We start from the raw sequence: 13,856 nt of genomic DNA on the forward strand, positions 1-13,856 counted from the left end.
CCCCACCCGCGGCCGCACGCCGTGTCGCCCCGCCAATCACGCGAGATGCCCTCCCAATCACGCGAGATGCCTCTCCAATCACGCGAGATGCCCCTTCAATCACGCGATCCGACCCTCCAGGCACGCAAACCGACCCTCCAGGCACGCAGACCGACCCCTCCGGGTACGCGAGCCGACCGTTCCGTCACGCCTCCCCGCCCGCGGCCGCGCGCCAGACGACCACGAACCGGGCACCGCCGTCCGGCGATTCGCTCACCTGGACCCGCCCTCCCCGGCGGCGCACCGTCTCCGCCACCATCGCCAGCCCCAGCCCCGTCCCACCCGACGACCGGGCCCGGTCGTCGGCTATCCGGTAGAACCGGTCGAACACCTTCTCGCGGTGCTCCGGCGCGATCCCCGGGCCGTCGTCGTCGACCACAACCCGCACCGAGGACCGCGACGCCAGCACCGACACCACGATCTGCCCGCGCGCGTAGCGGCACGCGTTGCGCAGCAGGTTGTCCAGCACCAGCTCCACCTCCGCGTGCGCCGAAGACGCCCACGCCTGCGCGACCGCCGTGCTCACCCGCGTCTCCGGTGCCCCCGCCGGCAGCCGCGCCACCGCCGAACGCACTTCGCTCACCAGCTCGACCGGGGAAGCCGGCGGCACCTCCCCCGCGTCCGAGCGGGCCAGCGACAGCAGGCCGTCCAGCAGCGACGACAGCCGTTCCGCCTCGGTCAAGATGTCCGACAGCGTCTCCTGCGCCAGCTCCGGATCCGGGTTGGTCACCGCCACCTCGGCCTGCACCCGGATCGACGCGACCGGCGACCGCAGCTCGTGCGCGGCGTCGCCGGTGAAGCGCCGGAGCCGGTCGCTGGCCTGCTCCTGCCGCTCCAGCAGCGCGTTGAACTCCTCCGCCAGCGCCCGTAGCTCGTCGTGCGAGTCCGGCAGCGCCAGCCGCGCTCCCGGCGGCAGCGACCGCACCGATCCCCGCATGCGTGCGACCGGCCGCAGCGACAGGCGCACCACCAGCCAGGTCGCGAACCCCGCCACCAGCGCCCCGATCGCCGCGACGACCACCAGCCACACGCCGCCGTAGTGCACCGCGGCCGCGAACCCGACCAGACCGGCCCCCGCGACGACCAGCCGTTGTGCCCCGTCGGGCGCGCTGACGACCGTGCCGAGGTACCGGGCGCCGTCCCGCTGCACCGGCTGTCCCGCCTTCAGCGTCGAGACGTCGGAGGGAGCCAGGCCCGTCGGCGTGCCGCCGTCCACCGGCGTGCCCGCGATGTCCAGCACCCGCAGCGTCACCGGCGCCGCGCCGGAAAGCGGCCGCCCGGCGCTCACCTCGGCACCGGCCGGGCCGAGCGCGGAGGAGAGCTCGCGGTCGACCGAGCCGATGAGCAGCGGCGAGAGGTTCGACGCGGCCAGTGTGGCCAGCCCGAGCAGGCAGGCCAGGGTGATCGTCGCGGCCAGCACGGTGATCCGGGCCTGCAGGGACCGGCCCCGCCACCAGGAGATCACGGCGTGATGACCTCGTCGAGCTGCGCGTCGGAGGCCAGGTAGCCGTGCCCGCGCACGGTCCGCAGCAACGCGCCGGCCCCGACCGCGTCCAGCTTGCGGCGCACGTACCCGACGTAGACCTCGACGAGGTTGCGGGTCACCGCCTGCTCCTCGCCCCAGACCGCGCGCAGCAGCTCGTCCTTCGTCACGACCGTGCCCGCCCGGCCGACGAGGACCTCCAGCAGCGCGAACTCCCGTGGGCTCAGCGCCACCTCTTCGTCGTGCCAGTGCACCTGCCGCAGCCCGCGGTCGACGGCCAGCGCGCCGAGCCGCAGCGTGCCGCGGCCGGCTTCCGGCCCGGCCCGGCGCAGCACCGCGCGGACCTGCGCGACCAGCACCACGAACGAGAACGGCTTGACGAGGTACCCGTCGGCGCCGAGGTCGAGGCCGTCAGCCTGGTCGATCTCGCCGTCCTTGGCCGAGACGAGCAGCACCGGCGTGGTGACGCCGTCCTTGCGCAGCCGCTCCAGCACGCGGTAGCCGGACAGGCCCGGCAGCATGATGTCGAGCAGGACGACGTCGAACGAGCCCGTGCCCGCCAGCTGCAGGCCGGTGGGCCCGTCCGCGGCGGTGACCACGTCCATGCCCTCCGCGCGCAGCCCGCGTTGCAGGGCCTTGCGCACGCCCGGTTCGTCGTCGACCACCAGCACCCGAGGTTTCACGAGACTCATCATGGCCGGTTTGCGCAGGTCGTGCGTCGGTTCTCAGCGCGATCTCAGCCGGGGAGGGAGAACCTTCAGGGGTATCTCAGCCTCGAGAGGGAAGCGTCGGTGCCAGGGAGCCGGGCACACTCGAGCCCGGGAACACCACAGGGAGAGACGCATGAAACCGAAGACGAAGGGCATCACCGCCGCGGTCCTCGGCACCGCGCTCGGTGCCGGCGGGCTCGCGTTCGTCGCGATGCCGGCCAGCGCCGACGACAAGCCGGCGCTGCCGCAGGTGAGCGCCGAGGACCTGGTCCAGTCGGTGGTGAAGGCGAAGCCGGGCGCGTTCGACGGCACGCTGAAGGTGAGCAACGACCTGGGCCTGCCCGCGGTGGGGAACGCGGTGCCGGGCGCCCAGGCGCTGAACATGGACTCGGCGCACATCTTCACCGACGGCGCGGGCAAGAGCCGGCTGGCCGTCACGCAGGGCGCGAGCCAGGAGACCGTGGTCCACGACGGCACCACCGTGTGGGACTACAGCTCCAAGACCAACACCGCGACCAAGGTCACCATCCCGGCCGACGTCGCCCAGCGGAAGGGCGCGGGCAGCGACAAGACCGCCGACCCGCTGGCGGCGTCGACGGAACTGCTCGCGAAGGTCCGCGAGAGCAGCACGGTCTCGGTCGACGGCACCGCGAGCGTGGCCGGCCGCCCGGCCTACGAGCTGGTCCTGACGCCGAAGCCGACCGAGCGGACGCTGCTGCGCGAGATCCGCGTCGCGGTCGACTCGCAGACGCGGATGCCGCTGCGGGTGTCGGTGCTGAGCAACGGCACGGCGACGCCGGCGCTCGAGGTCGCGTTCACCGAGATCGAGTTCAAGCAGCAGCCCGCCGACCTCTTCACCTTCACCCCGCCGAAGGGCGCCAAGGTGCAGGAGAAGACGCCGCAGGTCGACCAGCACGCCAAGGACCTGGCCGAGCAGGCCAAGCAGGACGTCGAGGTCGTCGGCGACGGCTGGGACACCGTCGTCACCGGCAAGGTCCCGGCGGACGCGCTGAACGCGGCGCCGAAGCAGCAGTCCGGCCGGGAGGGCCGGGGCGCCAACGCCGACCCGAAGGCGCTGCTCGAGCGGTTCGGCAAGAAGGTCAACGGCGCCTGGGGCAGCGGCTACCTGTTCACCACGAAGGTGGGCAGCGCGGTGCTGACCGACGACGGCCGGTTCGCCGCCGGCGCGGTGCCGGAGCAGGTCCTGTACGAAGCGCTGGGTCAGAAGTGACCAGCACGACCTCGGTCGAGTCCGGGGCGGAGATCTCCGCGGAGGTCTCCGCCCCGGCGGTTCCGCTCGCCGCGCGGACCCGGGGACTGCGCAAGGTGTACGGCAGCACCGTCGCGGTGGACCACGTCGACCTCGACATCCCGGCCGGTGCGGTCGTGGGGATGCTGGGGCCGAACGGCTCGGGCAAGACGACCACGATCCGGATGCTGCTCGGCCTGGTCCGGCCGACCGAGGGCGAGGTCGAGCTGCTCGGCCGTCCGATGCCGGACGCCGCCGCGCACGCGCTGCCGGACGTCGGCGCGCTGGTCGAGGGGCCGGGCTTCCACCCGTTCCTGTCCGGGCGCGACAACCTGCTGCGCTTCGCCGCGGCGGAACCGCGGCTGTCGTCGGCCGGGATTCCGTCCGCAGTGGACTCGGCGCTGGAGCGCGTCGGGCTGACCGGGGCGGCGCGGCGGCGGTACAAGGGGTATTCGCTCGGCATGAAGCAGCGGCTCGGGCTCGCTTCGGCGTTGCTGGTGCCACGGAAGATGGTCGTGCTCGACGAGCCGACCAACGGCCTCGATCCTGCGGGTACCAGGGAGATCCGCAGGATCGTCGCCGAGCTGCACGCCGAGGGCGTCACCGTGCTCGTGTCGTCGCACCTGCTGGCCGAGGTCGAAGCGACCTGCACGCACGTCGCCGTGCTGCAGTCCGGGAACGTCGTCGCGCAGGGCGAGCTGGCGGAGCTGCTGGAGTCCGGGAACGCGGCCCTGCTGGTCCGCACGCCGGACGCGGAACAGGCGGTGGAAGTGCTGCGGGAGAACCGGATCGGCGCCCGGCTGACGCCGGACGGCATCCGGGCCGACCTCACCGCGGCCGAGGCGCCGCGGGTGCTGCAGGTCCTGGTGGGCGCGGGGGTCGCGGTCCACGAGGCGACGCGGGCCCGCACCGGCCTGGAAGACCTGTTCGCGCGGCTCACGGAGGGGGCGGAATGACTGCCGTCTTGGAAGCACCGGCGGTCCGCACGGGCCACGACACGGTGCCGTTGCCGCGGTTGCTCGCGGCGGAGCTGCGCTGGATCTTCCGGCGCCCGCGCACGCTGGCCGTGCTGGGGCTCCTGGCGCTGATCCCGGTGGTGATCGGCATCGGGCTGACGCTGGTGGACGACACGGGTCCGCAGGGTGGCGGCCCGGACGACGGCGGCGGAGCGCTGCTGGCGTCGGCGGTGAACAACGCGTTCGTGCTGCCGATCGCGGCGATCGTGATGTCGCTGGCGCTGCTGCTGCCGCTGGCCTCGGCGATGGCGGGCGCGGACGCGATCGCGGGCGAGACGTCCCACGGAACGTTGCGCGGCTGGCTGATCGCGCCGGTCGGCCGGGGGCGCCTGCTGGCGGTCAAGGCGTTCGGCGTCGCGACGGTGTCGGTGGTTTCGGTGCTGGCGATGTGCGTGACGGGCGTGGTGACCGGCCTGATCATCAACGGCACGGATTCGCTGTTCACGCTGTCGGGCACGACGTTGTCCCTCGGCGGCGCGCTGGTGCGGATCCTGCTGGTGGCGGGCTGGGTGGTGCTGCAGCTGTGGGCGGTCGGCGCGGTGGCGCTGGCCATCTCCAGCTGGACGGAACACCCGATGCTGGTGGTGGCGTCGGTGCTGGCGGGCGACATCGTGTTCACCATCCTCGGGTTCCTGACGTCGCTGGACTGGCTGCACCCGTTCCTGTTGACGCAGAACTGGTCGATGGCGCCGGCCGAGGTGCTGCAGGACCCGATGGGCACGCAGATGCTGGGCGAGGGCGCGTTGCGCGCGGCTTGCTACATCGTGATCGGGCTGTCGCTGGCCTACGCGAGGTTGTCCACTCGGGACGGCTGAGGTTCTTCCCCGGACGGCTAGCCGATCAGCGCGATGCCGTCCGGGTCGAACTGCAGCTTCACCGCGTCCCCGGCGCGCAGGTCCGACGCCGCCGGGGCGACCGCGTCCACAGTGGATTCCGCGAGTTTCACCACCAGCCGCACGTGTTCCCGACGGTGCACCGCCGCGACGACTTCGCCCGGCACTCCTTCGGTCGCGACGCGCAGCGCGTGCGGCCGCAGGCCCAGCCGCACCGGGCCGTCGCCGACGTCCGGGAGGGTCACTTCGCCGAGGGATGTGCGCACGCGCCCGTCCGCGGCGGTGCCGTCCACGAACGTCGTCACGCCGAGAAACCGGGCGACGGTGTCGTCCGCGGGGTTCCGCCAGACCCTCCGGACCGCGCCCTCCTGGCGGACCTCGCCCGCGTCCAGCACCGCGACCCGGTCGGCCAGGGTGAACGCCTCTTCCTGGTCGTGCGTCACCAGCAGGGCCGTGATCTTGCTGCGCCGCAACAGGTCCGCCAGGTCGATCGCCAGCTGCTCCCGCAGGCCGGCGTCCAAACCGGACAGTGGCTCGTCCAGCAGGAGCAATCGCGGCTTCGGCGCCAGGGCCCTGGCCAGCGCGACCCGCTGCGCCTGCCCGCCCGACAACTCCGTCACCCGGCGCTTCTCGAAGCCGGACAGCCCGACCAGCTCCAGCAGCTCGGCGACCCGCGGCGCCCACTGCGTGCGAGGGACGCCGTGCATGCGCAGGCCGAACGCGATGTTCGCGGCGACGTCGCGGTGGGTGAACAGCTGGCCGTCCTGGAACACCAGGCCGAAGCTACGCCGGTGGACCGGGACCGCGCCGAGGTCCTCGCCGTCCCAGCTCACCGAGCCGCGCGCGGACGGCTCGAGGCCGGTGATCGCGCGCAGCAGCGTCGACTTGCCCGAACCCGACGGGCCGAGCAGGGCCAGCACCTCGCCGTCGGCGATGTCCAGCCGGGCGTCCCGGACCGCCGCGAACGTTCCGTAGTGGACGGTCAAGTCCCGTACCGACAACGCCATCAGAACTCTCCCACCCCGCCGCGCCCGAGCCGGTCGATCAGCGCGACCGCCAGCACCGTCACGAGCATCAGCAGCGCGCACGCCGCGTACGCCATCTGGTTGTTCAGCTCGCCCGGGCGCGCCATCAGCGTCCCGACCGCAACCGGCAGCGTCGGCGCCGTCGGCCGGGCGAGGAAGCTCGTCGCGCCGAACTCGCCGAGGGCCACGACGAAGCCGAACCCCGCCGCCGCGACCAGCGGCCGCAGCGTCAGCGGCAGGTCGATCTCCCGCCACACCCGCAGCGGGCTCGCCCCGAGCGTCGACGCGGCCTGCCGGAGCCGGACGTCGACCGAGCGCAGCACCGGCAGCACCATCCGCACGATCAGCGGGATGATCACCAGCGCCTGGGCCAGCGGCACCAGATAGGGCGACGTCCGGAGGTCGCCGGGCAGCGCGTCGAGCGTCACCAGGTAGCCGAACCCGACCGTCACCGCGGACACCCCGAGGGGCAGCATCAGCACCGCGTCCATCGTCTCGCCGAGCCCGCGCGCGGCTCTGGCGGGCGAGCGCCGCAGCGCCACCAGCACGACGGACGCGAGCACGCCGACGACCAGCGCGAGCAGCGTCGCGTCGATGGCCACCTTCAGCGAGTTGACCGCGGCGTCCCAGCCGGACACCTGGAGCGCGCCCTTTTCGCCGGTGCTCGTCAAAGCTCGGTACCCGGCGAAGCTCCAGCCGTCCTCTATGGACACGGATTCGGCGAGGAGCGCGACGATCGGCGTCACCAGCAGCGCGAGCACCACACCCGCGGCGCCGACGACCCACCATTCGCCGCCCCTCGGCCGCCGGGGCCGGACCGAGCCGATCCGGGCACCGTCCCGGCGCCGCCGGGCCAGGCCGCCGACGACCAGCGCGGCGACCACGGCCGTGAACTGGATCAGGGAAAGCGCCGCCGCGCCCGAGAGGTCCAGGAGGTCGACGGTCCGCAGGTAGATCTCGGTTTCCAGGGTCCGGTAGCGGGCACCGCCGAGGATCAGGACGACGCCGAAGCTGGTGGCGCAGAACAGGAACACCACGGCCGCCGCGGACGCGATCGCCGGCGCGAGCGCGGGCAGCGTCACCGAGCGGAAGGCCCGCCACGGCGACGCGCCGAGCGCCCGGGCCGCGTCGGTCGTCCGCGCGTCCAGCCGGGCCCACAGCCCGGCGACGGTCCGCGCGACGACGGCGACGTTGAAGAAGGCGTTGGCCAGCACGATCGGCAGCACGCCGCCGTCCGGCCACAACGCCCGGAACGCGAGCCCGACGACGACGGTCGGCAGCACGAACGGCACGAGCACCAGCGTCCGCGCGAGGCCGACACCAGGCAGTCGCACCCGCGCCAGCAGGAAGGCGACCGGCAGCCCGGCGACCATCGCGACCACCGTCGAGGCGGCCGCGCTGGCGACGGTGAACCCGGCGAGCTGCCAGGTCCGCGGGTCGCCGAGGACGACGTCGAGGCCGCCCGCGGCGAACCCTCGGCCGATGATCGCCAGCACCGGCCAGGCGAAGAACACCACCAGGAAGCCGATCGGGGCCAGCCCGAGCAGGGCCAGGCCGAGGCCGCGGGCGGTCCGGGGTGGGGCTGTCGCTTTTCGGGGGCTCCGCGGGGGCGCCGTCACTGCACGAGCGTGCGCCATTCGCCGATCCACTTCTCGCGTCCGGCCTGCACCTGGTCCGCGGGCAGCGTCTGCGGCTTCTGCGGCAGCGGCGCGACCTGCGCCCAGCCCGGCGGCAGGTCGACGCCCTGGCGTGCCGGGTAGACGTACATGTTGGCCGCGACCGTCGCCTGGAACTGCTGCGACAGCAGGAAGTCGACCACCTTGCGCGCGTTCTCCACCTGCTTGCCGCCGGCCAGCACACCGGCGTACTCGACCTGCCGGTAGCAGGTGTCGAGCAGCGCCTTGGTGCGCGGCTTCCCGTCGTCGCCGACTTCGGCGGCCGGCGACGACGCGTACGAGACGACGATCGGCCGCGGCCCCTTGCCGGAGGAGCCCGAGAACTGCTTGGTGTAGGCCTCTTCCCAGCCGCTGACCACCTGGACGCCGTTGGCCTTCAGCTTCGTCCAGTAGTCCTTCCAGCCGGTGTCGCCGTACTTGGCGATGGTGCCGAGGAGGAACGCCAGCCCGGGCGACGCCGTCGCCGGGTCCTCGGCGACCAGCAGGTCCTTGTACTTCGGGTCGGCCAGGTCGTCGTAGGTCTCCGGCGCGGGGATGCCCTTGGTGGCGAAGTAGTTCGTGTCGACGTTGACGCAGACGTCGCCGACGTCGACCGCGGACAGCCGGTGCTCGGGGTCGACGGCGTAGCGCTGCGGCCCGCGGTCGGCTTCCGGGCTGGTGTACGGCTCGAAGACGCCCTCGCTGAGCGCGCGCGAGGCGAAGGTGGAGTCGACGCCGAAGGCGACGTCGCCGATCGGGTTGGCCTTCGTCAGCACGAGCTTGTTGGTCAGCGATCCGGCGTCGCCCTGCTTGAGCACGGAGACCTTGATGCCCGACTGCTTCTGGAAGGCGTCGAGCACCTCCTGCGGCGCGAGGAACGAATCGTGCGTCACGAGGGTGACGGTGGGCGTCTGCTGCGTGCCACCGTCACCGCTCGACAGCGAGCACCCCGCGGCGACCACGCCGACGACGGCGATGGCCGTCGCAGCCCTGCTCTTCATCTACCCTCCTGCACTTCGCCGGACGCGGAGGGGAAGCCCTCCCGTCGCCGGCATGATCCGGTCAGGTGCGAACGGTCGCGGGTGACCCGCCTCTCAGCCCGGCTCACCGGACTCCCGTGGCAACCGTGCAGCGTAGTCCAGGACGGACGACCATGGAGACATGACGGAAATCTTGAGCGACTCCGAGGCCGATCTCCGCCTGCGCACCGGCTGGACCCGGTCCGGGTCGGTGATCTCCCGCGAGGTGGAGCTGGCGAGCTTCCCCCAGGCGATCGAGGTCGTCGACCGGGTGGCGGAGCTGGCGGAGGCCGCCGACCACCACCCGGACATCGACATCCGCTGGCGCACGCTGACCTTCCGGCTCTCCACGCATTCGGCGGGCGGCTTGACGGCGAAGGACTTCGACCTGGCCGCCCGGATCGACGAGGTCCTGGGTTCGGTGTGATCCTGGTTACTCTGGGTGCACTTTTGCCTGCTTCCGACGTCTCTCGGTTACCGGAACCTTTGGGAGGGAGACGAGAGATGACTCAGGCAATCGTGGTCGGCACGGCGGCGTTCGCAACGATGGTGGCGGCGGCCGGCGGGGTGCTCTGGTTCACCGCCCGCAACCGCCGTCACCTGGACGGCTGAGAGTTCGCTCACAGCTGTTAACGGGGGCCATGATCGGCGCGCTGATCCTGCGGAAGCATCGGTTCGACTTTCGGGGATCGCCATGAACAGCACTCTCACCGCCGCCCAGCGCGCTTGGATCAACGCCCTCGCCCCCGCGGTGGTGCTGATCGCGATCGCACTGCTGGGCCTGCTCGGCTGAGTTCGCTCCGGCCTGCCGGATCCGCGGGTCCGGCAGGCTACCGGGCGATTTGCCCCGGCGGCGGGAACTCGGCCGCGGGCCGGTCTTCGACGGTCCAGTACTCCAGGCACGACAACCGGCCGCCGTCGACGAACACGATGAGGTCGATCGTGGGGCGGGGGTCCATCGGTCAAGCACGCGAAACAGTGGAGAAGGTCACCTGCGGACCATAAGAACCATCTTCGTCGTACACGTCGACGAGGAAACCGCGGTCCGGAAACTCGGCCTTCAGGAGAGCATCCCAAGACCGACCGATGGACCTGGCCAATTGCCGAAGCTCCTCATCGTGGGGCTCGACATCGGCAGCGGCGAAGAGGTCCCACAAGGTGAGCTGATTGGCGATCCGCTCCACCTTCGCGACGTCGCCGCCGAATTTGCCGAACCACTGGTCGAGGATGGCCGTGGTGTCCTCGGTCAGCCCCTGCGGCAGTTCGGTGCGAAAGATGCCACCCCGGTATTCCGCGAAGTCGGGGACGAACAACCATTGTGCGGCGATGACGAACGGAACAGCTTCCGGCTGGTTGAGATAGTTCAACGGCGTGAAGCTCTCACCGTTGGCTTCACGCCACTCGTCGAGAAAGCGGGGAAACTCACGTGGCCGGCTCACAGTCGGTCGCTCCTTCATCAGGGTATTTCATCGGGATTCGCGGGCCGCGGCAACTTGGAGACCTCACCAGGAAACTCTTGTCCGGTCCGCGGATTCCGATTCAGCTTGTAGTCTACAACGTGAGGCGTATCAACACCACCGTGCGAACGCCCCTCGAGGTCGACTCGCTTGATAATCTTTCCGTTCTCATCGTAAACGGAATAGTTGGTGACGTTTCCGGTTTGCGGGTCCTTGCGGTAGTAAACACCGTTCGGCGGACCGCCCTCCGTGGGCATTTTTCCGCCGCCTCGACCGGCCCCGGTCCACTCCTGGCCGTTGTCGATCAGACGACCGGCCTCCGGCAACGGTCCATCACGGAGGTACCGTGCGCCTTTCGCGCCTCTGAGGGCCGACTTCAGAAGCTTGCCGGCACCGAAGGTGGCAGCGCCGATCAGTACGTCACCAGTGACTTTTCCAGGGCGCGGTCACCATGTCCGGATGCCCAATCGTCCCAGGCCACCAAGTCCTTCAGCGTCTGCACCGGGTGAGTGACGTTGTACGCCATCGCCGAGACGGTCGCGCTGGGGTCGCTGACCAGCGTCCACAGACTCTCGCCGAACCCTTTGACGCTGTCCCAGATCCCGCCATAGAAGTTGGCGTCCGCCTGCTTCTGTGAATCCTGCGGAGCCGTCTGAGCCGAGTCGTGCAGCAGCTGAGACGTGCCGTCGCCGACCTGAGCCAGCTGTTCTCGAGCCCGGTTCAGCTGGTCCCGGGCCGCCTGCCGCTTGACCTCCCCAGGGTCGGAAAACGGCGCAACAGTGACAAAGTTGTTTTCACCCCGGCTGGCTCGGGCTTGGTTCTCCGCATTCGCCTGTTCGATGGCCCGGTTGTATTTATCCTTTGCCTGCTTCGTCTCCTCTTCGCCCTGCTGCCACAGGGCAATCGCCTCCCGGGCCTGCCCCTGCGCCCACACCATGCACTCCGCATAACCGTTCAAAGATTCGGCAGCCTTCTGCAGGGTGTCACCACCGTTCAGCCACCGGGGCACCTCGGTCTGGTTCATGTCGTGGAAACGGTCCGAGGCCTTACCCCACCATCCACCGGTGTCGATCCGCCTGAGCGCCTCGCCCGCCGCAATGGCGGATCCAGCTCGGCCGTTCAGTACCCGGACGTTCTCGAAGATCGCCTCCGGATTGCCTGGCACGAGCGCACGGGGATCCGCGGTCTGGCCCTGCTCAGCGGTCATACCGCTCCCCCGGGGAAGGCCGGCGGATCGACAGCGTCCACCGCCGGATCCTCCTTCAACGACTCGGCGTTGGCCTCGTCCACGCCTCGGTAGACCTTGGCGGCCTCGCCCAGTGTGTCGCCCATTCGCTCAGCGCGGTCGGCGAGCGCGTCCAGCCCGACACTCCACCTTCCACAGAACTCAGCGAGTCCGGAATGAACACCCTGATGACCGTAAATTTCGGCTTCACCGCAAAGACCACGAAGTTCAAAACCGTCCTGGTCCCGAACGATCTGAGCCATGTTCTTGGAGGCGGCCTCCAAGAGTTCGATTTCTACGTGGAAGCCCGGCCCATCCAGCGACATGGCAACTCCCCTCTGCACCGGGATCGACGACGGCCGATCAACGCTCGCCCCGCTCGCGGGCGAACCGATCCCAGACCACCTCCAATTCGGCGACAGAGGCAACACGAATCAATACCGGGATGTGGTGGTCATCGTCCGGATCGACCATCACTCCCACCCCGGTCGGCACCATCTGCATGAAGTCCGCACCCGTGGTAGACAGATAGTCACATTCACCAGCATGCGCGGCAAGTCGGTCGAGACTGGAGAACACCGGTGTCCAGTGACCGCGATCAGAGGTGCCCGGTGACCAGAATTCCGGGGCGCTCAGGCCGCTGCGCATAGATGCGTTCACGGTTGAAGGCCTCGAAGAACTCAGCAGGGTGGCTGCGACCGGCCCACACCTGCTTGGCAATGGAGGCCAGCGGCACGTCGTCAGAGTCGAACGGCTCCACATGAAGGACTGTAGTGACCTGGCAGGCCAGCGGGCAGCGTGAGCGCGCTGACAACGTTGTCGCCGAGTGCCGGACGTCGCGATGTGCTTCAGCGATCCGACAGGTCAGATTCAGTACAGAAAGGCTTCAAAACCCTCTGACAGAACACATCGTCGGCGGCGGATCAGCGCGAGCCGCTCACAGTCGGTCACCGGCCTCGCTCGATCATGGTTCGCCGGTCACTCAGACGTTGAAGCGGAACTCGACCACGTCGCCGTCGGCCATGACGTAGTCCTTGCCCTCCATGCGGACCTTGCCCGCCGCCCTCGCGGCCGCCATCGAGCCTGCCTCCATCAGGTCGTCGTAGGAGACGATCTCCGCCTTGATGAAGCCGCGCTCGAAGTCCGTGTGGATGACGCCCGCCGCCTGGGGGGCCGTTGCGCCCTGGGGGATCGTCCACGCGCGGGACTCCTTCGGGCCCGCCGTCAGGTACGTCTGGAGGCCGAGCGTGTGGAAGCCCGCGCGGGCCAGCGAGTAGAGGCCCGGCTCCGGCTGGCCGACCGACTCGAGCAGCTCGCGCACCGACTCCTCGTCGTCCAGCTCGAGCAGCTCCGCCTCGACCTTCGCGTCGAGGAACACCGCGTCCGCCGGCGCGACCAGCTTGGTCAGCTCCGCACGGCGGGCTTCGTCGGTGAGCACCGACTCGTCGGCGTTGAAGACGTACAGGAACGGCTTCGTCGTCAGCAGGCTCAGCTCGCGCAGGGCCTCGAAGTCGACTTCCTTCTGCGCCTGGAAGAGCGTGCGGCCGGCGTCGAGGATTTCCTTCGCCTTCTGGGCGTTGTCCAGCGCCGGCTTGTTCTCCTTCTTCGTCCGCGCTTCCTTCTCCAGCCGCGGCAGCGCCTTGTCGAGCGTCTGCAGGTCGGCGAGGATCAGCTCGGTGTTGATCGTCTCGATGTCGCTCGAGGGGTCGATCCGGCCGTCGACGTGCACCACGTCCGGGTCGTCGAACACGCGGATGACCTGGCAGATCGCGTTGGCCTCACGGATGTTCGCCAGGAACTTGTTGCCCAGCCCGGCACCCTCGGACGCGCCCTTGACGATGCCCGCGATGTCCACAAAGGACACCACAGCCGGGACCGTCTTCTCCGACTTGTAGAGCTCGGCCAGCTTGTCCAGCCGGGGGTCCGGCAGCGGCACGACACCGACGTTCGGCTCGATCGTCGCGAACGGGTAGTTCGCGGCGAGCACGTCGTTGCGGGTCAGCGCGTTGAACAGGGTGGACTTGCCGACGTTGGGCAGGCCGACGATACCGAGGGTGAGGCTCACGACCCCGCAGTCTACGTGGCTGCCCCGGCCGGGCCCCACGCACCCAACGCCGTGGCGGATTTCCGCCAGCGACCGCGCTG

17 protein-coding genes are annotated in these 13,856 nt (G+C 70.4%); 4 read left to right on the forward strand and 13 right to left on the reverse strand.

The features are described from left to right. Positions 1-184 precede the first annotated feature (184 nt). On the reverse strand, positions 185-1,504 hold the full coding sequence (locus IE317_RS30730) for a sensor histidine kinase (RefSeq protein WP_191314848.1): 1,320 nt from the start codon (positions 1,502-1,504) through the stop codon (positions 185-187). Beyond that, positions 1,501-2,217, reverse strand: a complete 717-nt coding sequence (locus IE317_RS30735) for a response regulator transcription factor (protein ID WP_191314849.1) — start codon at positions 2,215-2,217, stop codon at positions 1,501-1,503. The genes IE317_RS30730 and IE317_RS30735 overlap by 4 nt, the downstream gene beginning before the upstream one ends. Before the next feature lie 148 nt (positions 2,218-2,365). Between IE317_RS30735 and IE317_RS30740 the strand changes: the two genes are divergently transcribed. From IE317_RS30740 to IE317_RS30750, 3 genes are read left to right on the forward strand one after another with little or no spacing between them, the layout of a single operon-like run. Then, positions 2,366-3,463, forward strand: a complete 1,098-nt coding sequence (locus IE317_RS30740; RefSeq protein ID WP_191314850.1) for a LolA family protein — start codon at positions 2,366-2,368, stop codon at positions 3,461-3,463. After that, a complete protein-coding gene (locus tag IE317_RS30745; RefSeq protein ID WP_191314851.1) occupies positions 3,460-4,437 on the forward strand; it encodes an ABC transporter ATP-binding protein in 978 nt (325 codons plus the stop codon). Before IE317_RS30740 ends, IE317_RS30745 begins: the two co-directional genes overlap by 4 nt. Beyond that, entirely contained in the window at positions 4,434-5,312 is an 879-nt protein-coding gene (locus IE317_RS30750) for an ABC transporter permease (RefSeq protein ID WP_191314852.1), read from the forward strand. The genes IE317_RS30745 and IE317_RS30750 overlap by 4 nt, the downstream gene beginning before the upstream one ends. A 17-nt stretch (positions 5,313-5,329) precedes the next feature. Here IE317_RS30750 and IE317_RS30755 read toward each other — a convergent pair whose 3' ends face one another. The 3 genes from IE317_RS30755 to IE317_RS30765 form a co-directional block, all read right to left on the reverse strand. Then, complete coding sequence (locus IE317_RS30755; protein ID WP_191314853.1) at positions 5,330-6,337, reverse strand: ABC transporter ATP-binding protein; 1,008 nt, start codon at positions 6,335-6,337, stop codon at positions 5,330-5,332. After that, on the reverse strand, positions 6,337-7,893 hold the full coding sequence (locus IE317_RS30760) for an ABC transporter permease (protein ID WP_191314910.1): 1,557 nt from the start codon (positions 7,891-7,893) through the stop codon (positions 6,337-6,339). The genes IE317_RS30755 and IE317_RS30760 overlap by 1 nt, the downstream gene beginning before the upstream one ends. Before the next feature lie 77 nt (positions 7,894-7,970). Next, positions 7,971-9,011, reverse strand: a complete 1,041-nt coding sequence (locus IE317_RS30765) for a thiamine ABC transporter substrate-binding protein (protein ID WP_191314854.1) — start codon at positions 9,009-9,011, stop codon at positions 7,971-7,973. 160 nt (positions 9,012-9,171) lie between these two features. On the opposite strand from IE317_RS30765, the gene IE317_RS30770 reads away from it, so the two are divergent. Next, positions 9,172-9,456, forward strand: coding sequence for a 4a-hydroxytetrahydrobiopterin dehydratase (locus IE317_RS30770; protein ID WP_191314855.1), 285 nt, complete (start codon positions 9,172-9,174; stop codon positions 9,454-9,456). A gap of 403 nt (positions 9,457-9,859) precedes the next feature. On the opposite strand, the gene IE317_RS45200 is transcribed toward IE317_RS30770, so the two are convergent. From IE317_RS45200 to ychF, 8 genes are all read right to left on the reverse strand, one after another. Further along, a complete protein-coding gene (locus IE317_RS45200; protein ID WP_268246919.1) occupies positions 9,860-9,988 on the reverse strand; it encodes a hypothetical protein in 129 nt (42 codons plus the stop codon). A gap of 3 nt (positions 9,989-9,991) precedes the next feature. Then, positions 9,992-10,486 (reverse strand): hypothetical protein, encoded by a 495-nt coding sequence (locus tag IE317_RS30775; RefSeq protein ID WP_191314856.1) that lies wholly within the window; start codon positions 10,484-10,486, stop codon positions 9,992-9,994. Beyond that, positions 10,486-10,743 (reverse strand): polymorphic toxin type 24 domain-containing protein, encoded by a 258-nt coding sequence (locus tag IE317_RS45515; RefSeq protein WP_373309157.1) that lies wholly within the window; start codon positions 10,741-10,743, stop codon positions 10,486-10,488. Before IE317_RS45515 ends, IE317_RS30775 begins: the two co-directional genes overlap by 1 nt. 155 nt (positions 10,744-10,898) lie before the next feature. Then, positions 10,899-11,693: a putative T7SS-secreted protein gene (locus IE317_RS30785; RefSeq protein WP_191314858.1), complete on the reverse strand. Its 795-nt coding sequence runs from the start codon at positions 11,691-11,693 to the stop codon at positions 10,899-10,901. After that, positions 11,690-12,037 carry a hypothetical protein gene (locus IE317_RS30790; protein ID WP_229903011.1) on the reverse strand — a complete coding sequence of 116 codons (348 nt, stop codon included), beginning with the start codon at positions 12,035-12,037 and terminating at the stop codon, positions 11,690-11,692. Before IE317_RS30790 ends, IE317_RS30785 begins: the two co-directional genes overlap by 4 nt. A 37-nt stretch (positions 12,038-12,074) precedes the next feature. Beyond that, positions 12,075-12,290, reverse strand: a complete 216-nt coding sequence (locus IE317_RS30795; protein WP_191314859.1) for a hypothetical protein — start codon at positions 12,288-12,290, stop codon at positions 12,075-12,077. A 19-nt stretch (positions 12,291-12,309) separates the two neighbouring features. After that, complete coding sequence (locus tag IE317_RS30800) at positions 12,310-12,471, reverse strand: hypothetical protein (protein WP_191314860.1); 162 nt, start codon at positions 12,469-12,471, stop codon at positions 12,310-12,312. Between the two features lie 222 nt (positions 12,472-12,693). Beyond that, the gene (gene ychF, locus IE317_RS30805; protein ID WP_191314861.1) at positions 12,694-13,776 is read right to left on the reverse strand and encodes a redox-regulated ATPase YchF; all 1,083 of its coding nucleotides are present in this window, start codon (positions 13,774-13,776) and stop codon (positions 12,694-12,696) included. Positions 13,777-13,856 lie beyond the last annotated feature (80 nt).

This window comes from Amycolatopsis bullii, from assembly GCF_014654205.1.
GTDB classification, from domain to species: Bacteria; Actinomycetota; Actinomycetes; order Mycobacteriales; family Pseudonocardiaceae; genus Amycolatopsis; species Amycolatopsis plumensis.

What these genes read in the sequence shown, in the direction of transcription:
- IE317_RS30735 (WP_191314849.1), bottom strand. Translation starts at nt 2,217, where the DNA reads ATGATGAGTCTCGTGAAACCTCGGGTGCTGGTGGTCGACGACGAACCG.
- IE317_RS30740 (WP_191314850.1), top strand. Translation starts at nt 2,366, where the DNA reads ATGAAACCGAAGACGAAGGGCATCACCGCCGCGGTCCTCGGCACCGCG.
- IE317_RS30750 (WP_191314852.1), top strand. Translation starts at nt 4,434, where the DNA reads ATGACTGCCGTCTTGGAAGCACCGGCGGTCCGCACGGGCCACGACACG.
- IE317_RS30755 (WP_191314853.1), bottom strand. Translation starts at nt 6,337, where the DNA reads ATGGCGTTGTCGGTACGGGACTTGACCGTCCACTACGGAACGTTCGCG.
- IE317_RS30765 (WP_191314854.1), bottom strand. Translation starts at nt 9,011, where the DNA reads ATGAAGAGCAGGGCTGCGACGGCCATCGCCGTCGTCGGCGTGGTCGCC.
- IE317_RS30770 (WP_191314855.1), top strand. Translation starts at nt 9,172, where the DNA reads ATGACGGAAATCTTGAGCGACTCCGAGGCCGATCTCCGCCTGCGCACC.
- IE317_RS45200 (WP_268246919.1), bottom strand. Translation starts at nt 9,988, where the DNA reads ATGGACCCCCGCCCCACGATCGACCTCATCGTGTTCGTCGACGGCGGC.
- IE317_RS30775 (WP_191314856.1), bottom strand. Translation starts at nt 10,486, where the DNA reads ATGAAGGAGCGACCGACTGTGAGCCGGCCACGTGAGTTTCCCCGCTTT.
- IE317_RS45515 (WP_373309157.1), bottom strand. Translation starts at nt 10,743, where the DNA reads ATGCCCACGGAGGGCGGTCCGCCGAACGGTGTTTACTACCGCAAGGAC.
- IE317_RS30785 (WP_191314858.1), bottom strand. Translation starts at nt 11,693, where the DNA reads ATGACCGCTGAGCAGGGCCAGACCGCGGATCCCCGTGCGCTCGTGCCA.
- IE317_RS30790 (WP_229903011.1), bottom strand. Translation starts at nt 12,037, where the DNA reads ATGTCGCTGGATGGGCCGGGCTTCCACGTAGAAATCGAACTCTTGGAG.